The following is a 19,398-nucleotide window of genomic DNA, read 5'->3' on the forward strand; positions in this document are numbered from 1 at the left end:
AATTGTGATAGGAGCGGAAGAGGCAGATAAAAAATGGAGTTAGATAACTCTTTTTCACTGCCTCTTCTTTTACTTGCTTTTGCCAGGAATGCAATACTTTCATTTGGAATCTTTATGCGATTTTCATTTTGAGTTCATTCACTTCTTTTTTGATTTCCTGAATCATCTGAAGGAAAAGGGCGTTGTTTTCATGATCTAGTTTTACCGTCCGATAATACTGTGTCAACTCATCCATATTTTTTTTGAGCTGTTCCATCTTCGTTTCAAGATTCTCCTGTACTCTGTCAACCTCATTTAATACAAGATTTTCTGATCTGCCGATCTCGGTCTTTATAATATCCTTGAGAAGATTTTCTGACCTTCCGATTTCTTCTTTCATGATGTCCCTGATTGCCTGCAAATCACTATGTTCTAACATATGAATACCTCCTGATATGGTTTACTTGTATCACGTTACCATCTTCAGCCAATGTTAGTATATCATTGTTCATAGAAAGAAACAAGCAATTATATCATAAGTTCAACCCAGATAACCAGGAAATTTTTTATATGGCCTGAACATCTTTTGCCTTGCAGACATCGATCCATTCCTTTGCCTGTGAATACTTGAAGAGCTCCTCACAGGTAAGCTCAATCGCGGAGCTGGCGCTTCCGGCCGCCGGAAATACGGAAGGGAACCGCTGCATGGAGACATCCAGATAAGTAGTCACGTGTTCCGGATTGGCAAACGGGCAGACGCCGCCCGCCTCATGGCCGGTCAGCATGGCGACTTCCTCGGCGCCCAGCATCCGGGCCTTAAAACCGAACTGTTTCTTAAACTTGGCGTTGTCGATCTTCATGTCTCCGGCTGTGACAATCAGGATACAGCCGTTTGTTTCATCTCCATGAAAAGAAAGGGTTTTAGCGATGCGGGCAGGTTCTACGGACAGCGCTTTGGCCGCTAATTCCACCGTGGCACTGGAAACTGGAAACTCCTGTACGTCACAGTCTCTGCCATAATCTCTCAGATATTCTTTTACTTTTGCAATAGACATAATAGGACTCCTTCACTTTAACGTAATAAAATAGAAATAGAATTGTTTATAATTGTATCATTGATATTCCGGATTTTCAATGGTATAATAGACGGGTTATGAATAGAAATCAGTGGGGATATACATGTCAAAATCTTTATACATTGCAGAAAAACCAAGTGTAGCACAGGAATTTGCCAACGCGCTTAAGATAAACGGAAGGCGCAGCGATGGTTATATTGAATCGGAACAGGCAATTGTCACATGGTGCGTAGGCCATTTAGTTACTATGAGCTATCCGGAATGCTACGATCCAAAATACAAGAGATGGAGTCTCGAGACTCTGCCTTTTTTACCGAAGGAATTTAAGTACGAAGTGATTCCCAGCGTCGAAAAACAGTTTAAGATCGTGAGCGGTCTTTTAAACCGGCCGGACGTGGATACGATATATGTCTGCACCGACTCGGGACGCGAGGGAGAATATATTTACCGTCTGGTGGCCCAGATGGCTGATGTGAAGGATAAGGCCCAGAAGCGGGTATGGATCGATTCCCAGACAGAGGAAGAGATTTTAAGAGGAATTAGGGAGGCAAAAGATGAGACGGAATACGATAATCTTTCCGCCTCAGCCTATTTAAGGGCAAAAGAAGATTATTTGATGGGAATTAATTTTTCCCGTCTGCTTACACTAAAGTATGGACAGAATATTTCGAATTACTTAAGAACCGGAAAGAACACGGTGATTTCCGTGGGACGCGTTATGACGTGTGTCATGGGCATGGTAATCCGGCGGGAGCGGGAGATCAGGGACTTTGTCAAGACTCCGTTTTACCGGGTGATTGGTACGTTCTCTCCTCAGGATATGGATTTTGACGGAGAGTGGAAGAGCGCCCCGGGCTCCAGGTATTTTGAATCCCCGTATCTCTATAAGGAGAACGGATTTAAAGAGAGAAAGACAGCGGAAGCCTTAATCGAAGCACTTTCCGCGGTTCAGCCCATGAATGCGGTGCTGCAGGCCATTGAGAAGAAGAAGGAGACGAAGAATCCTCCGCTTCTTTACAACCTGGCGGAGCTTCAGAATGACTGCTCCAAGATGTTTAAGATCAGTCCGGATGAGACCTTGAAGGTCGTCCAGGAACTGTATGAGAAGAAGCTGGTAACGTATCCGAGAACCGATGCCAGAGTCCTTTCCACAGCAGTGGCGAAGGAGATATACAAGAACATCGGAGGCTTAAAGAATTTTGAACCGCTGGCCGGATTCGCGGCCGAAGCGCTGGAGTCCGGTTCATTTAAAGGGATTGCAAAAACGCGGTACGTGAATGATAAACAGATTACGGACCATTACGCGATCATACCGACCGGACAGGGCATGGGGGCCTTGCGAAGCTTGTCGCAGCTTTCCGCAAAGGTTTATGAGGTAATAGCCAGACGATTTTTAAGCATCTTTTATCCTCCGGCCATCTACCAGAAATACGCGCTGGAGCTGGTTATCGATAAGGAACACTTTTTTGCTAACTTCCGCGTTATGCTGGAGGCGGGCTACTTAAAGGTGGCGGATGTTCCGGGAAGCAAGAAAAAACCGGATGCCAAACCAAAGGACGGACAGGCGGAGAATGGTTCCGGAGACTCCGAGGAGGGCAGCGTAGATTCCACACAGAAAAACATGGATAATCCGGAATTTATCGCCATGCTGGGGACTCTGAAGAAGGGCGCCGTAGTCCCGCTTAAGAGTCTGGCCATCAAGGAGGGAGAGACATCACCGCCCAAGCGCTATACCTCCGGTTCCATGATTCTGGCCATGGAGAATGCGGGCCAGCTGATCGAGGATGACGAGCTGCGGGCCCAGATCAAGGGAAGCGGTATCGGTACCAGTGCGACCCGTGCCGAGATTTTAAAGAAGCTGTTCAATATTAAATATCTGGCCTTGAACCAGAAGACCCAGGTTATTACCCCGACACTCTTAGGGGAGATGATCTTTGACGTGGTAAACGCCTCGATCCGCCAGCTTTTGAATCCGGAACTGACGGCCAGCTGGGAAAAAGGGCTTACCTACGTGGCGGAGGGAAGCATTACCTCCGACGAATACATGCAGAAACTCGAGAATTTTGTCGCTGGACGCACGGCCAATGTATTAAGGCTGAACAATCAATACGGCCTTCGGGGCGCATTTGATGCGGCGGCGGCTAATTATAAAAAAACAAAATAGGAGACTTAAGACCATGAAAAAAGAAGATATGCAAATCCAGGACTTATTTGATACCAGCCATACCATAGCAAAACTTTTATTTGAAAGAAACACGTATCCGTGGGAGATCCTCCCCAAGATCGGTGAGTATATTACCTCCCTCGGCGAGCTGCTTCCGGAAGACGAATACAACCGCATGGGTAAATCCATCTGGATTCACAAATCCGTCAAGATGCCGCCGACCGCGTGTCTGGCCGATAATGTAATCATCTGTAAGGGCGCATCTATCCGTCACTGCGCATTTATCCGCGGCAACGTCATCGTTGGTGAAGGCGCTGTTGTGGGAAACTCCTGTGAGTTAAAGAACGTTATCCTGTTTGACGGCGTTCAGGTACCGCATTACAACTACGTAGGCGACTCCATCCTGGGCTATAAGTCACACATGGGTGCCGGTTCCATCACCTCCAACGTGAAGTCTGACAAGACTCTGGTCAAGGTTCACGCAGAGGATGGAGATATCGAAACCGGGTTAAAGAAATTCGGCGCGATCCTGGGTGACTTCGTGGAAGTCGGCTGCGGCTCAGTCTTAAATCCGGGAACCGTAATCGGACCGAAATCCAATATCTATCCGCTTTCCAGCGTGAGAGGCTGTGTTGACGGCGGCTGCATCTACAAGAAGCAGGGCGAAGTGGCAGAGAAACGCGAAACAGAGGAAGCATAAGAAAGAAGGCCGAAAAAGGCCGGGAAAGAGGCCGCCCAATGAGGAAGGCCAGCGATAAAATCAAGGAGTAAGGTACAAAGAGACATGTCAGAAAAAACACATACTGCGGGGAAGAACGGCAAGTTCGGCTCGCGGCTTGGATTTATACTGGCCTCCGTGGGCTCTGCAGTCGGAATGGGGAACATCTGGATGTTCCCCTACCGCGTGGGGCAGTACGGAGGCGCAGCTTTTTTACTCGTTTATTTCGGATTTATCTTTCTATTCGGCCTGGTAGGGCTGTCGGGGGAATTTGCATTCGGAAGACTGACTGGGACCGGACCCATCGGTTCTTACAGCTATGCGCTGAAGAGCAGAGGGAGAAGGGGCGGGGGACTTCTCGGCGCCATCCCTCTGATCGGTTCTCTGGGTATCGCGATCGGTTATGCGATTATCGTAGGCTGGGTGCTCCGTTACCTGTTTGGCTCTCTGTCGGGAGTTATGATGGGGATGGAGGCAGAGGTCTATTTCTCCCAGGCGACCGGCCATTTCGGCAGCGTACCGTGGCATTTCATGGTGGTGGTAATCACCATGGTGGTGCTGGTGGGCGGTGTCCTGAAGGGGATCGAGAAGGTCAACCGCATTATGATGCCTGCATTTTTCATCCTGTTCGTGATTATCGCGGTGCGGGTGTTCTTCCTGGACGGCGCCCTTGCCGGGTATGAGTATCTGCTGATTCCGCGCTGGGAGCTATTGCTTAAGCCGGAGACGTGGGTGATGGCCATGGGACAGGCATTCTTCTCCCTGTCGATTACCGGATCTGGAATGATCATTTACGGCAGTTATTTAGACAAGAAGGAAGATATACCGAAGGCGGCCATGACGACCGCTCTGCTCGATACGGTGGCGGCTCTGCTCGCAGGCTTTGCCATCATTCCGGCGGTGTTTGCGTTTCAGATGGATCCGGCCAGCGGTCCGCCGCTCATGTTCATCACGCTTCCTAAGGTTTTCGCGCAGATACCGGCCGGAAGATGGGTGGCCGTTCTGTTTTTCTTATCCGTGCTGTTTGCAGGAATCACGTCCCTCGTCAACATGTTCGAGGTGTGTGCGGAAGCGGTTCAGACTCATCTGCATTTCGACCGGAAGAAGGCGGTTCTTCTCGTGGGCTGTCTCGTGTTCCTGATCGGACTTTTCATCGAGTATGAGCCGTATATGGGTTCCTGGATGGATATGATAACGATCTACGTCGTGCCGTTCGGAGCCGTGCTCTGTGCGATCATGATCTACTGGGTTCTGGGAATAAACAGGATCGGAGAGGAACTGAATACCGGCCGGAAAAAGCCGGTTGGGAAGCTGTTTTGCTTTGCTGCAAAATATATTTACGTGGGACTCGCCGTCCTGGTGTTTATTATGAGCATTGTATACAAAGGAATTGGATAAGAGAAGATAAAAAAGAAACGCCAGAACCGGCATTTGCCGGAACTGGCATTTCTTTTTTAGAAACTTATTTTACAGCTCCTGTCAGCTTTACAGTTTCATTGTCTTATTTCGTACCGAAAATTCTGTCTCCGGCATCTCCCAGACCTGGGCAGATGTAGGCGTTTTCGTTTAACTGGCGGTCGAGATGGCCGACATAGATCTGAATGTCCGGATGAGTTTTGTGAAGGCGTTCCAGACCTTCCGGAGCGGCGATGATGGCCATGAACTTGATGTTCTTTCCGCCGTGTTCCTTGATGAAATCCACAGCTGCAACGGCAGAACCGCCTGTAGCCAGCATAGGATCGGTTACCACGATGGTTCTCTGTTCAATGGGGTTCGGAAGCTTGCAGTAGTATTCGTGAGGCTCGTGTGTGACTTCGTCGCGGTAAAGACCGATGTGACCGACTTTGGCAGAGGGAACGAGAGCGAGGATTCCGTTCACCATGCCGAGGCCGGCACGAAGGATAGGAACGATGGCCAGCTTCTTCCCCGCGATCATGGGAGTCATACAGGTCTCGATCGGAGTCTCGACCTCAACCTCCTTTAAGGGAAGGTCTCTTAAGGCCTCGTAGCCCATAAGCATGGCGATCTCTTCGATCAGAGCACGGAACTCATTGGTACCGGTTCTCTTATCCCTCAGGATAGAGATCTTGTGCTGGATTAACGGGTGGCTGAAGACAGTTACATTTTCAATTGGATATTCCATGGTATATGAATCCTTTCTTTAGTTTTTTACAGTATCGGCTGCCTGAGGCAGTATGATATTCATGAGGACTCCGATCACAACGGCGATGAAAAGGCCGGAGATGTTAAGCGTTATGGAGCCTGCGTGGACATTGAGTCCTCCCAGTTGTGCGAAACCGAGGCCAAATACAAGGATCAGGCCGACGATGGTTAAATTGCGGCTGTGAGTGAAATCAAGATCCGATTCCGCGAGAGAGCGGATTCCGACTGCGGCGATCATACCAAACAGCATAACTTCTACGCCGCCTTTGACCGGGCCCGGAATAGTCTGAAGAATTGCGCCTACCTTACCAAAAAGGCCGAGGATGATCGCGAAGATGGCGGTCACACGCAGAAGACGCGGGTTGTAATTCTTCGTAGTGGCCAGAACACCGGTATTCTCCGAATACGTGGTGTTGGCAGGTCCGCCGACGAATCCGGCGAATAAGGTTGCGAGTCCGTCGCCCATCAGGGTTCTGTGGAGACCCGGATCCTTTAAGAAATCTTTTCCGACAACCGTACCATTGGTGGTAACATCACCGATGTGTTCCATAAAGGTAACACAGGCGATCGGTGCGATGGAGAGAATGGCGCCAAGCTCAAATTTCGGAAGAGACATAAAGGAAACTCCATTCATATCCTTTGTCACAAAGGGGATATTAATCCATGCTGCGGACGTAATGGCGGAATAATCCATATGAAAGACTCCGACCGCGCCCAGAATAATACACAGAACGTATCCTGCGGCGATTCCGATTAGGATCGGGACCAGTTTGAAAAAACCGTGTGCGAATATGGAACAGAGGATTACCACGAAGAGCGTAAACAGGGCGATGCCCAGGTTTAAGGCGATCTCAGCGGTAAGGCCGTCCGCCAGGCTTAAGCCGCCGGTCGCATCACCGATCGCGGTGCTCGCCAGGTTAATACCGATGACCACGATCACGGGCCCTGTTACAACCGGAGGAAATACCCTCTTGATCTTGTCCGCTCCGATTAAAAACGCAATCAGTGCAAACAGCAGATAGATCAGACCGGCAAAAATAATTCCACCCTGTGCTAAAGGAATGTTTTCTGCAACTACAGCACCTTCCGGTCGAATGATGGCGCTTAATGCAGCCAGGAATGCGAAGGAAGAACCGAGAAAAACAGGAACCTTAAACTTAGTACAGCAGTGGAATATTAAGGTGCCCACACCTGCGGAAAACAGTGCGAGCGATGGATTGAGACCGGTCAGCAAAGGAACCAGAACCGTCGCGCCAAACATGGCAAACAGGTGTTGGATGCTGAGCAGATAGTCTCGTGTTGTCAGTTGCGTTTTTTCACTCATTTTGCTACCCCATTTCATATCTTTGTATTTTTCCGTACTATTTTATCAAATATGGGGTTAAATAGCAACTATTTTCACTATTTTGTGTCAGGAGTGTACTTTATTAGAGCATAATCGCCAAGAGCATGAGGTACCGGTATGGAAACATAGATGGTTCCCTGCTCCTCGTAGCTGAACACTTCCGGAAATTTTACGGCTTCGTCAGAGTCCTTGGAGGTGTTTTTCGGCGCCTTCCATGGGAAATCTGCGCGGCGGAACATCTCGGTATACGTCTCAATGTCCGTGTCATTCTTAACCTTCATCAATTCTTTTTCCAAAGCGGCATCCGCGTCCGCAAACTGGCAGTCACCGGACAGCACATAACCGGCCAGTGTATAAGGGTCCGCATAGTTTGTGAGACCCATGTCTTCGCCGAGTGCGGTGTCAATGGTATTCGTATAGAAGAGACTGACTGGATGCGCGCCGCCCTCCGGCATGTAGGACCCTGTATAAACAGCAGTCAGGCGTCTGCGGTCCGCAGAGACAACCCTGCATTTCACGGTGAGGGAATCCTTGCTTTCATTCACGCCATAGGCTTTGATGAATTCCAGCGCATGTTCGTTTAGCAGCTTGTTGATCTTTTCCTGCACGGCAGCCTTGCTCAAATTAGAGACAACCGGGTATTCGACGGAAATGTTTCCGGTGGCGTAGGTGTGTATGGATGTGGTGACGCTGGAAGCGCTGTCTGCCTTCTTCGAGCCATCTTTTTTCGTTTCGCCGCCAGCCGCATCTGTGGTCTCTTTGTCCGCGGCTGTCGTCTCTTTCGTCTCTGCCGCTGTCGTGGTGGGAGACATGGTCTCGGCCGCCGTGGTGTGGGTGCTTGTCAAATCTGTTTTGTCCTGATTCTTCTTACCGCATCCTGCAAGTGAAAGGGCACAGACGAGTGAAAGGGTGAGAATAACCGTATATCGCTTCATAAAAAGCCTCCTTTATCATTTGAATTCGATAGGAACAGTATACCATAATGGTGGGGAAATGTATTGCAGAATTGCTTAAGATTTTGTTTCGATGTAATTAGTTTCTTATGAAGTGTATGCGGAATGAGGTTTGCCGTGTTATAATGAGCTGGATAAGTAGCCTGATACGTATCAGGGGAGCAATCTGGTGTTTTATTATTTTAATTTTATTATTCTGGCAGGAATAAGCTCTGTGCTTCTGCCGGGAGGCGATGCATTTATAAAGTCTTATGTCGATCCGGTTTACAGTGGAATTGCGGCTCTTGCGGCCATTGTTATTGTCTGCACCTGCATGATTATGAAGAAACTGGATGAGGTATTGAGAGAGTTAAAAAAAGAAAAGGACGAGGAAAGTGAAACCGTCTGAGAGAAAATAAGGAGGGAGAACAGAGGAGGATTGAGGATGAGACGTATTATGGGTGATTATGTGGCTTACTATCCCCTGACAACGGAAAATGAAATGGAGTGGGACTGATTGTGGATGACAAATTTATATTAACCAACGAACAAAGAAAATATTTAGGTTTAAACCCCATCGAAGAGCATTGGGAAGTACTGGATATCAAAGGAACCTCCTATTATTTTGACGGAAACGTGATTAAAAAAGAGATTTCCTCCTCCGGCTGTCAGGAGGAAAACTTTCGGTACAGAGAATGCGAGCTGGAAGTTGAAACGGCGGAAAACAGAACGATGGTGCTGCCGAAGACAGCGAAGGGAAAGCCGAAGAAATTAAATTTTACGGCCACCCAGTCCTTTCGACCTGTGAATGTCTATTTTTCCTATGAGGGGGGCCGGATCACGATTGCCAGTCATACGACACAAAAGACTTTTTATTCCGAAAAAACAGGGAGTGAAGAGAGTAGTGCTGTGTTGGAAAACTGGATCGAGAACTGGATCAGGGAAACGACGCAGGTAGATTTCGCAGAACTGGAAACCTTTAAAAATGAAAAAAGAGTGCATCAGAGCTATAAAGAAGGCGATATTTTTGCTTTTAAAATCGGAAGAAGACAGTATGGCTTTGGAAAGATTTTAATCGATATCGTGAAGCGGAGGAAGACGGAGGAGTTTAAACAAAATAAAAATTACGGTCTCACAAATTTAATGGGAACGGCTCTGGTGGTAAAAGTTTACCATAAAATCAGTGACAGCATGGAGGTGAACCTGGATGAATTAGAACAGGGGCTGTCTCTGCCGCCGCAGGCTTTCATGGACAACCGCATTTATTACGGTGAGTATAAGATCATCGGAAACCGGGCAGTTACATATCGGGATTTGGATAACGGTCCCATATCGACGAGTAAAAGCATTAATTATCAGGATCGGGAGATCGCATATCTTCAATACGGTTTCATATACAGGGAACTGTCGCTTTTTGAATATAAAATGTATGAAGATGAGGGATGGTACCATACCGATTACAGGGATGAAGGAATTGGTTTTTCTTTAGATTTAGATCATCTGGAGGAATGCATCGCAGCGCATTCCAATGAACCTTATTATGGCAGTGATGTCAGGAATAGTGTCAGGGGGAGACTCAGTCATCCATTGAATAAAAAGGATAAGAATGCAATTTTTGAAGCCTTTGGTTTAGATGGGAATATGGATTATGAGGGGAATTTGAAATTACACAGAGCCTCAAAAGAATAAGCGCATTGAAGCTTTCGCCGTGAAATTACGGCAGTCAGACAGGCTGCAGCGTTTCTCTGTGGGACATGCAGCCTGGTTATTAACAGCAGCCCATAGTAGAGTCTGCGTATCATTTGGAGTCTTATCTGCTTTTCATAGCCTTGATCAGTGCCAACAGTGCGGACTTTTCATTCTGCGTCAGCCCGGACAGATCCAGACTGTCCTTCTGCTCTACGCCTAAGAGGTAATCCGTGGATACTTTAAAAATCTGTGCAATGTGAATTAAAACATCGTAAGACGGCAGGCGCAGGCCGGTTTCGTAGGCACTGATTACGGATTTTGTCAGCCCTAATTTCTGGGATAATTGGGCTTGTGTCATTTCTTCATGTAATCGTAATGTTTTTAAGGTGTTTCCAAAGTCAACCATATCAATTCTCCTTTTTTCAGTAGTTTACTACATATGGTATGTTTATATGGTGGATTAAATATTCATATAGTTGACCGGATTTAAGAAAAGCTGTATACTTTTTATACCAGGAGCCGGTCGGGATAAGATAATTGACAATGGAGGGGGAGTACATACAGTGATAAAAAAGCAAATTTATAATTTAGAGTTTACCGAAGAAGAATTACAGATGATCTATATGGTTTTCAGCAAGCTGGAGAATAAATGTTTTGCAAAATGGCGTTCCATGTGGCCGGATGACGGCGAAAGAGCAAGCGCAGAATGCACAAAGCAATGGCTGATGCTGGGGAAAGTGGAGAGTATAAAGGACCGTGTGGCAAAGCCGCTGGGGTTAAGCGTCCGGAAAGAATTATAGAACGGTATCGCGTTTCAAGTAAAAGGGAATCTGCTGCATTCGGCGGGTCCCCTTTTTAATAGAAAAAAGGACCAAAAATAACGCAGATACGTTATTTTTAGTCCAATTCCCTGCCAAGGGTGTAGTGCCGGCTGCGGGACTTGAACCCGCACGGTGTTGCCACCAATGGATTTTGAGTCCACCTCGTCTGCCATTCCGACAAGCCGGCGTAACAATCACAGCGTTGATTATTTTATCACAGGATTTTCCATTTGGCAAGTGTTTTTTATGATTATTAAATTGAAAATGGTGGAAATATATTGTATGATAGATAGAGATTTGTGGAAGGAGGTGTCCGGAGGTGACATGTAAAGAAGCGGAAAGCCTTGTAATGCCTTATATTAAGAACGAACTGACTGATGAAGAACTCTTTGAATTTCTGGAGCATATTGAACATTGCCCGGAATGCAGGGAAGAGCTGGAGATATATTTTACTGTTGACGTGGGAATCCGGCAACTGGACTCCGAGACGGGCAATTACAACATCAAGGGAGCGCTTGAGACAGCGATCGAACAGTCCAGGGAAAGACTGGAAGCCGTTCGGCTCGTTAAGATCGTGCGCTATGCGGTATCCACACTCAGCGTTATGGCATTAATTATTACGGTCCTTCTGCAGTGCCGCATCTGGCTGCAGTCGGGACTCATCTGACAGGAGAGAACATGGACAAAGAGAAATTAGTATTAATAGACGGACACAGTATCATGAGCAGGGCATTTTACGGAATTCCCGAGCTGACAAATTCAGAGGGGCTCCATACCAACGCCGTATACGGATTTTTGAACATTATGTTTAAGATTCTGGAAGAAGAGCAGGCAGACCATGTGGCGGTGGCCTTTGACCGAAAGGAACCCACATTCCGCCATAAGATGTTCGAACCGTATAAGGGAACGCGAAAACCCATGCCGGAGGAGCTTCACGAGCAGGTGGATTTGATGAAAGAAGTCCTCGGCGCCATGGAGGTGCCCATCCTTACGATGGCAGGCTACGAGGCCGATGATATTCTGGGAACTGTGGCGAAAGAAAGCCAGGCGAAGGGCGTGGAGGTGGTCGTGGTATCAGGTGACCGCGATCTGCTCCAGTTGGCCGACGAGCATATAAAGATCCGGATTCCAAAGACCAGCAGGGGCGGTACGGAGATTAAAGACTACTATCCGGAGGAGGTGAAGAATGAGTACCATGTGACTCCAACGGAATTTATCGATATGAAGGCCCTGATGGGAGATTCCTCCGACAACATTCCAGGAGTACCGTCCATCGGAGAGAAGACGGCCGCTGCCATTATAGAGGCATACGGAAGTATTGAGAACGCTTACGCCCATATAGAGGAGATCAAACCGCCAAGAGCGAAGAAGTCACTGGAAGAGAATTACAGTCTTGCACAGCTGAGCAAGGAGCTGGCAACGATCAATATAAACTGCGGAATAGAATTTTCCTATGACGATGCCAAAGCGGACAACTTATATACACCGGCCGCTTACCAGTATATGAAGCGTCTGGAGTTTAAATCACTCCTTTCCCGTTTCTCGGATACGCCGGTAGAGAGTCCGTCGGCGGAGGCACATTTTCAGATGGTCACCGATTTTGGAGAAGCGGAAGCCATCTTTGCCGCCTGCAAAGCCGGGGCGAAGATTGGCCTGGAACTTGTGACCCTGGACCATGAGCTGACTGCCATGGCGCTCTGCACAGGAGAGGAAGCCACCTACTGTTTCGTCCCCCAGGGCTTTATGCGGGCGGAATATCTGGTGGAAAAGGCAAGGGATTTGTGCAGATCATGCGAACGGGTATCCGTGCTTAAGCTAAAGCCGCTGCTTCCATTTTTGAAAGCTGAATCAGACAGCCCGCTGTTTGACGCCGGTGTGGCCGGTTACCTTTTAAATCCGCTTAAGGATACGTATGATTACGATGATCTTGCCCGTGATTATCTGGGCATGACCGTCCCGTCCAGAGCCGACTTATTAGGAAAACAGACGATTAAAAAGGCACTTGAGACCGATGAGAAGAAGGCGTTTACATGCATCTGCTACATGGGCTATATCGCCTTTATGTGTGCGGACCGTCTGACCGAGGAGCTTAAGAAGGCCGAAATGTACAGCCTCTTTACCGATATTGAGATGCCGCTGATCTACAGCCTTTTCCACATGGAGCAGGTGGGAATCAAGGCGGAGAGAGAGCGGCTGAAGGAGTACGGAGACCGCTTAAAGGTGCAGATTGTCGCGCTGGAGCAGAAGATTTATGAAGAAACAGGGGAAACCTTTAATATCAATTCTCCCAAGCAGCTGGGCGAGGTTCTGTTTGACCATATGAAGCTGCCCAATGGGAAAAAGACGAAATCCGGTTACTCCACGGCAGCCGATGTGCTGGACAAACTGGCTCCCGATTATCCGGTGGTACAGATGATTCTCGACTACCGTCAGCTCACCAAGCTGAATTCCACCTATGCGGAAGGTCTGGCCGTCTATATCGGGCCGGATGAGAGAATTCACGGGACTTTTAACCAGACCATCACGGCTACGGGAAGAATCAGCAGTACGGAGCCGAATCTTCAGAACATCCCGGTTCGTATGGAACTGGGACGTGAGATTCGGAAGATATTTGTTCCGGAGGAGGGCTGCGTCTTCATCGACGCCGACTATTCCCAGATCGAGCTTCGTGTCCTGGCGCATATGTCCGGAGATAAGAGGCTGATTGGAGCCTACCGCCATGCGGATGACATTCATGCCATCACGGCTTCCGAGGTCTTCCATACGCCTCTGGACGAGGTGACGCCGCTGCAGAGAAGAAATGCCAAGGCGGTAAACTTCGGAATCGTGTATGGTATCAGTTCCTTCGGACTGAGCGAGGGCTTAAGCATATCCAGGAAAGAGGCGACGGAGTATATCAATAAGTATTTTGAGACGTATCCTGGCGTTAAGGAATTCTTAGACAGGCTTGTGGCGGATGCCAAAGAGACCGGCTATGCGGTCAGCATGTTTGGCAGAAGACGTCCGGTGCCGGAACTGAAATCTACTAATTTTATGCAGCGCTCCTTCGGGGAGCGTGTGGCCATGAACTCCCCGATTCAGGGAACGGCGGCCGATATCATGAAGATCGCAATGATACGTGTGGATCGTGCATTGAAGGCGAAAGGCCTTAAATCGCGCATTGTTTTACAGGTTCACGATGAGCTTCTGATCGAGACGCAGAAGGACGAAGTAGAAGCGGTAAGGACGCTTTTGGTGGACGAGATGAAGCATGCAGCGGATTTATCAGTTTCTCTTGAGGTGGAAGCGAACGTCGGAGATTCCTGGTTTGACGCCAAATAGGACCAGGGCGTATATTTGCCTTACAGGAGAGAGGGAGAAAAAGTGAGAGTGATAGGACTGACAGGCGGAGTCGGCGCCGGGAAGAGCCGGATTCTCGATATCCTGCAAACAGAGTACGGAGCAGAAATCATAGTCGCCGATCAGGTGGCGCATGAGCTGATGGAACCAGGGCACGAGGGCTACGAGATGGTCGTTCGTGCCCTGGGGAACAGCTTCTTGAAACCGGATGGCACAATTGACCGTCCGCTGCTTTCCGCACTCATTTTTCATGACCAAAATGCGCTTGAGACGATGAACGGAATCATCCATCCGATGGTATGGAAAACGATCAAAGATAAAATTTCTTCTTCACAAGCGGACTTAATTGTGGTAGAATCTGCAATTATGGGCAGGGAACAGAATGACATCTACGATGAAATGTGGTATGTTTATACATCGGAAGAGAATCGCATCAGGCGCCTGAAAGAAAACAGGGGATACAGCAGAGAGCGTACCCTAAGCATTATGAAGAATCAGCTTTCGGATGAGGAATTCCGGGAACTGGCGGACCGGGTGATTGATAACAACGGGACCGTGGAAGAGGTAAAAGCCGGGCTGGAGGCCCTATTGAAAGATAAAGGACGGAAAACATGAGACTGGTAAGTATAGCGAGCGGAAGCAGTGGAAACTGCATCTATGTTGGTTCGGACAACTCCCATATTCTGGTGGATGCCGGCATCAGCAATAAGAGGATTGAGCAGGGCTTAAATGAAATTGGTTTAAAAGGCAGCGAGCTCGACGGAATCGTCATCACACACGAGCATTCTGACCATACAAAGGGACTGGGAGTCCTGGCAAGAAAATACGGTGTTCCTCTTTATGGGACAAAGGAAACGCTGGAAGAGGTATCGAAACAGAAGTATCTGGGAGAGTATCCCAGAGAGCTGTACCATCCGATCTGTCCGGATGTGGACTTTTTTATCGGAGATCTGGAGGTAAAGCCTTTCTCGATCGATCACGACGCGGCCAATCCGGTGGCATACCGGATTCAGCATGACCACAAATCGGTGGCGGTAGCCACGGACATGGGACACTATGACCAGTACATAATCGATCATTTACAGGGACTCGATGCGCTTTTGCTGGAATCAAACCACGATGTCAACATGCTGCAGGCAGGACCGTATCCTTACTACCTGAAGCGCCGTATTTTAGGGGATCACGGCCATCTCTCCAATGAGAACGCCGGACGCCTTCTGTGCTGCATTCTGCACGATAATTTAAAACGGATTCTGCTTGGCCATTTGAGCAAAGAAAATAATTATGAAGAGCTGGCTTACGAGACCGTAAAGCTGGAGATTACAGACGGAGATAATCCATTTAAGGCGTCCGATTTTTCGATCGCGGTTGCGGGAAGAGACAGGATGTCGGAAATTATCACTATATAAAAGAGGAGAAAAGCAGCATGAAGAAAACCATTATCACAGTAGTTGGAAAAGACACCGTAGGGATCATTGCAAAGATTTGCACATACCTGGCGAACAACCGGGTGAATATCCTGGATATCTCACAGACCATCGTACAGGATTTCTTTAATATGATGATGATTGTCGACACGAACGACGCCACAAAACCTTTTGGAGAGCTTGCCGATGAACTGGAACAGATCGGAGACGAGATCGGCGTTAAGGTAAAATGCCAGCGCGAGGATATTTTTACCAAGATGCACCGTATCTGACAGCAGCGAAAAAGAAAAAGGATGGTCATTGATATGTTGAATATGTTTGAAGTAAATGAAACAAATAAAATGATAGAACAGGAGAAGCTGGATGTCAGAACGATTACCCTGGGCATCAGCCTTCTGGACTGCAGCGACAGCGATTTAGATGCGGTCAATGAGAAGATCTATAACAAGATCACCACTACAGCTAAAAATCTCGTCGCAGTCGGCCGAGAGATTGAGCGCGATTTCGGCATCCCAATCGTAAATAAGAGAATTTCCGTCACCCCGATCGCCATGGTTGGCGCGGCGGCCTGCAAGAGTCCGGAGGACTATGTGACCATTGCAAAGACCCTCGACCGGGCGGCTCACGAGGTTTCAGTAAATTTTATCGGCGGTTATTCCGCTCTGGTGAGCAAGGGTATGACCGATGCGGACGAAAGGCTGATCCGTTCCATTCCGCAGGCGCTTGCCGTTACGGAGCGTGTGTGCAGCTCTGTCAACGTGGGTTCCACAAAGACGGGCATCAACATGGATGCCGTGAAGCTGATGGGCGAGATCGTGCTGGCGACGGCGGAAGCGACGAAGGAGTCTGATTCTCTGGGCTGCGCCAAACTGGTCGTCTTCTGTAATGCGCCTGACGACAATCCGTTTATGGCGGGCGCGTTCCACGGAGTGACGGAGGCCGAGTCCATCATTAACGTGGGTGTCAGCGGACCTGGTGTTGTAAAGACTGCCATCGAGACGGCGAGAGGAAAGGATTTTGAGGTCCTCTGCGAGACTATCAAGAAGACGGCGTTTAAGATCACGAGAGTCGGACAGTTGGTGGCTCAGGAGGCCTCCAGACGCTTAAATATCCCGTTCGGCATCATTGATCTGTCCCTTGCTCCGACTCCGGCTGTAGGCGACAGTGTCGCTGAGATTCTGGAAGAGATCGGTCTGGAGCGTGTAGGCGCTCCGGGAACGACAGCGGCTCTCGCCATGTTAAACGATCAGGTGAAGAAGGGCGGCGTCATGGCTTCTTCCTATGTAGGCGGCTTAAGCGGCGCATTTATCCCGGTCAGCGAGGATCAGGGGATGATCGATGCGGTTTCCATGGGAGCTTTGACGATCGAAAAGCTGGAAGCGATGACGTGCGTCTGCTCCGTAGGCCTCGATATGATCGCGATTCCAGGCGACACGCCTTCGACGACCATAGCAGGCATTATTGCGGATGAGGCAGCTATCGGTATGATCAACCAGAAGACGACCGCTGTCAGACTTATACCGGTGATCGGAAAGACCATTGGGGATACGGTGGAATTTGGCGGACTGCTTGGCTACGCTCCGGTTATGCCGGTCAATCCCTATTCCTGTGAGAAGTTCGTGACCCGCGGAGGCAGAATTCCGGCTCCGATCCACAGTTTCAAAAATTAGGATTAAATAAAGAAAGGCCCAGATGAATGAACAACCCATCTGGGCCGTACTTAACAGAAAAGAGAAATTGGGAGGAAGATCGGATGAGACTGTATCTGATTCGTCATGGCCGCCAGTGCAGCCGGCTGTGCAACGTCAATGTGTATTTGGCTGAGGAGGGCTTCCGACAGGCGGAGCTTTTGGGAGAACGTCTGGCAGGAGAGAAGATTGAAGCTGTATACTCCAGCCATTTGCTGCGGGCGTTTCAGACTGCGGAGACGGCAAACCGCTTCTGGAATGTGGAACACATTGTAAAAGAGGAGCTGCGCGAGATATCCTTCGGCGAGATGGAAGGAATGTGCGACGAGGATATTGCGGTAAAATTTGCCGCATTTAAGAAGGAACAGGAAAAGATGGAAGCCGACTTACCGTATCCGGGCGGAGAGTGTGCGGGAGACGTGATCCGGCGGGTGATGCCGGTATTTCATAAGATTGCTGAGAGCGGTTATCAGACGGTTGCGGTAGTCACTCACGGCGGTGTAATCCGAAGCATGACCTCCGCATTTTTAGGCATGGAACCGGCCAGACACCGGCTCCTCGGCAATTCACTGGAAAACTGCAGCATTACCGAGGTGGCCTATAACCCAGGCAATAATCGCTTTACCGTGGAACGTTTTAATGATTACGCGCATTTGGAGCCGCATCCGGAGCTCTTAAGAAGCAGCTGGGTATCGGCGGAGAATTAGTACTGCGTTGCATAATTACACAACGCAGTACTAGAGGACAGGGGAATATTTTATGGAGCAGAGCAGTATGGTTCTGGAAAAAAGAGAAGAGGTTAAGAAGATCTTTGAGGACTTTTTAGACGACAGCCTGCTCAGGATCATCCTGAGCAATCCGGCCCTAAAGGATGGGGCAGGCCCGTACAAAGCACTGAAGGTTCGGGTGCGCCCGGTTATGCTGAAAGGCGGCATGGTGTTCCAGGCGGAAGAACTGACGGAGAAACAGGCATTTCACCGAAATCTGACGAGAGAAGAAGGCGTATCCTACTTGCTGGGACTGATGGAGAGCGGTTTTAAGCAGGCAGAGGTGGAATCGTCCAGGGGACAGGCCCGTGTGTTGGTTGGCAAGAAAGGGACTGTCACGATTAAAGTTAAGAAAAATCAGCAGAAGATGGCAGCGGCTCCGAACGTGGCCTCCCACAACCGGCAGAAGCGCTACATCCTGGAGGAAGGAAAGCCTGTTGCATTTCTGGAGGACTTAGGCGTCATGACGGTCGATGGTAAGGTCGTCCGTTCCCGCTACGATAAGTTCCGCCAGATCAACCGTTTTCTGGAATTTATTGAGGACATTCTCCCAAGACTGGACAAGAGCAGGGAAAATGTAATCATCGATTTTGGATGCGGAAAATCATACCTGACATTTGCCATGTATTATTATCTCCATGAGCTGAAGGGCTATGAAGTGCGCATTATCGGACTGGATTTAAAGCAGGATGTGATCGACCACTGCAACCGCCTAAGCGTGGTCTATGGCTTCGACAAGCTGAAGTTTTATCACGGGGATATTGCTTCCTACGACGGCGTGGACCATGTGGACATGGTTGTGACGCTTCACGCCTGCGACACGGCTACGGATTACGCCCTGGAAAAGGCCGTAAAATGGGATGCCTCCGTGATTCTCTCCGTTCCCTGCTGTCAGCATGAGCTGAATAAACAGATGGACAACGAGCTGCTGCGCCCGGTGCTCCAGTACGGGCTGATCAAGGAGCGTATGGCAGCCTTATACACCGATGCCCTCCGGGCGGAGATCCTGGAAAACAGGGGCTACCGGACTCAGATCCTGGAATTTATCGATATGGAACACACTCCGAAGAATATTCTGATCCGCGCGGTGAAACAGGGCGGGCCGAAGGACAACCGGAAAGAGATCGAGGATATCCTGCAGTTTTTGGGGACGGAACAGACGCTGGCCAGGCTGCTGCTGGAAGAGTATAATGGATAGTTGTGTGGTATGGAATGATAAAGACGGCTGGAGCGAAAGACAGATATTGCCTTTTGCTCCGGCCGTTTATTTCATTAGGCGGCAGGGATTTG

20 protein-coding genes and 1 tRNA gene are annotated in these 19,398 nt (G+C 48.9%); 14 read left to right on the forward strand and 7 right to left on the reverse strand.

Going from position 1 to position 19,398, the window contains the following annotated elements:
- Nucleotides 1-112: 112 nt before the first annotated feature.
- Together M1L66_RS15790 and M1L66_RS15795 are read right to left on the reverse strand one after the other, a co-directional pair.
- On the reverse strand, nucleotides 113-418 hold the full coding sequence (locus tag M1L66_RS15790) for a hypothetical protein (RefSeq protein WP_187022187.1): 306 nt from the start codon (nucleotides 416-418) through the stop codon (nucleotides 113-115).
- Between the two features lie 127 nt (nucleotides 419-545).
- The gene (locus M1L66_RS15795) at nucleotides 546-1,034 is read right to left on the reverse strand and encodes a YbaK/EbsC family protein (protein ID WP_434694047.1); all 489 of its coding nucleotides are present in this window, start codon (nucleotides 1,032-1,034) and stop codon (nucleotides 546-548) included.
- Nucleotides 1,035-1,158: 124 nt separating this feature from the next.
- Between M1L66_RS15795 and M1L66_RS15800 the strand changes: the two genes are divergently transcribed.
- The 3 genes from M1L66_RS15800 to M1L66_RS15810 all read left to right on the forward strand — a co-directional run bounded on the left by M1L66_RS15800 (nucleotide 1,159) and on the right by M1L66_RS15810 (nucleotide 5,335).
- A complete protein-coding gene (locus tag M1L66_RS15800; RefSeq protein ID WP_434694050.1) occupies nucleotides 1,159-3,219 on the forward strand; it encodes a DNA topoisomerase in 2,061 nt (686 codons plus the stop codon).
- A gap of 13 nt (nucleotides 3,220-3,232) precedes the next feature.
- Complete coding sequence (locus tag M1L66_RS15805) at nucleotides 3,233-3,919, forward strand: UDP-N-acetylglucosamine pyrophosphorylase (RefSeq protein ID WP_187022184.1); 687 nt, start codon at nucleotides 3,233-3,235, stop codon at nucleotides 3,917-3,919.
- Nucleotides 3,920-4,003: 84 nt separating this feature from the next.
- Complete coding sequence (locus M1L66_RS15810) at nucleotides 4,004-5,335, forward strand: sodium-dependent transporter (protein ID WP_434694053.1); 1,332 nt, start codon at nucleotides 4,004-4,006, stop codon at nucleotides 5,333-5,335.
- Between the two features lie 103 nt (nucleotides 5,336-5,438).
- Here M1L66_RS15810 and upp read toward each other — a convergent pair whose 3' ends face one another.
- From upp to M1L66_RS15825, 3 genes are all read right to left on the reverse strand, one after another.
- Nucleotides 5,439-6,068: a uracil phosphoribosyltransferase gene (gene upp / locus M1L66_RS15815; RefSeq protein ID WP_055653124.1), complete on the reverse strand. Its 630-nt coding sequence runs from the start codon at nucleotides 6,066-6,068 to the stop codon at nucleotides 5,439-5,441.
- A 30-nt stretch (nucleotides 6,069-6,098) separates the two neighbouring features.
- Nucleotides 6,099-7,424, reverse strand: a complete 1,326-nt coding sequence (locus M1L66_RS15820; RefSeq protein ID WP_434694056.1) for a uracil-xanthine permease family protein — start codon at nucleotides 7,422-7,424, stop codon at nucleotides 6,099-6,101.
- A 77-nt stretch (nucleotides 7,425-7,501) separates the two neighbouring features.
- Nucleotides 7,502-8,380, reverse strand: a complete 879-nt coding sequence (locus tag M1L66_RS15825) for a DUF4163 domain-containing protein (RefSeq protein ID WP_434694058.1) — start codon at nucleotides 8,378-8,380, stop codon at nucleotides 7,502-7,504.
- A 187-nt stretch (nucleotides 8,381-8,567) separates the two neighbouring features.
- On the opposite strand from M1L66_RS15825, the gene M1L66_RS15830 reads away from it, so the two are divergent.
- Both M1L66_RS15830 and M1L66_RS15835 read left to right on the forward strand, forming a co-directional pair.
- Nucleotides 8,568-8,786, forward strand: coding sequence for a hypothetical protein (locus M1L66_RS15830; protein WP_434694061.1), 219 nt, complete (start codon nucleotides 8,568-8,570; stop codon nucleotides 8,784-8,786).
- Between the two features lie 110 nt (nucleotides 8,787-8,896).
- On the forward strand, nucleotides 8,897-10,066 hold the full coding sequence (locus tag M1L66_RS15835; RefSeq protein ID WP_434694063.1) for an immunity 26/phosphotriesterase HocA family protein: 1,170 nt from the start codon (nucleotides 8,897-8,899) through the stop codon (nucleotides 10,064-10,066).
- A 121-nt stretch (nucleotides 10,067-10,187) separates the two neighbouring features.
- Here the strand turns inward: M1L66_RS15835 and M1L66_RS15840 are convergent, their stop codons facing one another.
- The gene (locus tag M1L66_RS15840) at nucleotides 10,188-10,472 is read right to left on the reverse strand and encodes a helix-turn-helix domain-containing protein (protein WP_002604265.1); all 285 of its coding nucleotides are present in this window, start codon (nucleotides 10,470-10,472) and stop codon (nucleotides 10,188-10,190) included.
- Nucleotides 10,473-10,629: 157 nt separating this feature from the next.
- Here M1L66_RS15840 and M1L66_RS15845 point away from each other — a divergent pair, with 157 nt between their 5' ends.
- Nucleotides 10,630-10,866 carry a hypothetical protein gene (locus tag M1L66_RS15845; RefSeq protein WP_002604264.1) on the forward strand — a complete coding sequence of 79 codons (237 nt, stop codon included), beginning with the start codon at nucleotides 10,630-10,632 and terminating at the stop codon, nucleotides 10,864-10,866.
- Nucleotides 10,867-10,991: 125 nt separating this feature from the next.
- On the opposite strand, the gene M1L66_RS15850 is transcribed toward M1L66_RS15845, so the two are convergent.
- A tRNA-Leu gene (locus M1L66_RS15850) sits at nucleotides 10,992-11,074 on the reverse strand.
- Nucleotides 11,075-11,206: 132 nt separating this feature from the next.
- On the opposite strand from M1L66_RS15850, the gene M1L66_RS15855 reads away from it, so the two are divergent.
- From M1L66_RS15855 to M1L66_RS15890, 8 genes are all read left to right on the forward strand, one after another.
- Entirely contained in the window at nucleotides 11,207-11,554 is a 348-nt protein-coding gene (locus M1L66_RS15855) for an anti-sigma factor family protein (protein ID WP_002604263.1), read from the forward strand.
- Between the two features lie 11 nt (nucleotides 11,555-11,565).
- A complete protein-coding gene (polA, locus tag M1L66_RS15860; RefSeq protein ID WP_434694067.1) occupies nucleotides 11,566-14,208 on the forward strand; it encodes a DNA polymerase I in 2,643 nt (880 codons plus the stop codon).
- Between the two features lie 42 nt (nucleotides 14,209-14,250).
- Nucleotides 14,251-14,841 (forward strand): dephospho-CoA kinase, encoded by a 591-nt coding sequence (coaE, locus tag M1L66_RS15865; protein ID WP_434694069.1) that lies wholly within the window; start codon nucleotides 14,251-14,253, stop codon nucleotides 14,839-14,841.
- Nucleotides 14,838-15,635: an MBL fold metallo-hydrolase gene (locus M1L66_RS15870; RefSeq protein WP_187022176.1), complete on the forward strand. Its 798-nt coding sequence runs from the start codon at nucleotides 14,838-14,840 to the stop codon at nucleotides 15,633-15,635. The genes coaE and M1L66_RS15870 overlap by 4 nt, the downstream gene beginning before the upstream one ends.
- 17 nt (nucleotides 15,636-15,652) lie before the next feature.
- Nucleotides 15,653-15,925 carry an ACT domain-containing protein gene (locus M1L66_RS15875; protein ID WP_002604259.1) on the forward strand — a complete coding sequence of 91 codons (273 nt, stop codon included), beginning with the start codon at nucleotides 15,653-15,655 and terminating at the stop codon, nucleotides 15,923-15,925.
- A gap of 33 nt (nucleotides 15,926-15,958) precedes the next feature.
- A complete protein-coding gene (locus M1L66_RS15880; RefSeq protein ID WP_434694072.1) occupies nucleotides 15,959-17,323 on the forward strand; it encodes a PFL family protein in 1,365 nt (454 codons plus the stop codon).
- Between the two features lie 83 nt (nucleotides 17,324-17,406).
- The gene (locus M1L66_RS15885) at nucleotides 17,407-18,048 is read left to right on the forward strand and encodes a histidine phosphatase family protein (RefSeq protein ID WP_434694075.1); all 642 of its coding nucleotides are present in this window, start codon (nucleotides 17,407-17,409) and stop codon (nucleotides 18,046-18,048) included.
- 67 nt (nucleotides 18,049-18,115) lie between these two features.
- The gene (locus M1L66_RS15890; RefSeq protein ID WP_434694261.1) at nucleotides 18,116-19,306 is read left to right on the forward strand and encodes a class I SAM-dependent methyltransferase; all 1,191 of its coding nucleotides are present in this window, start codon (nucleotides 18,116-18,118) and stop codon (nucleotides 19,304-19,306) included.
- The last annotated feature ends 92 nt before the right edge of the window (nucleotides 19,307-19,398 follow it).

Source organism: Hungatella sp. SB206 (assembly GCF_051132295.1).
Taxonomy (GTDB): Bacteria; Bacillota; Clostridia; order Lachnospirales; family Lachnospiraceae; genus Hungatella; species Hungatella effluvii.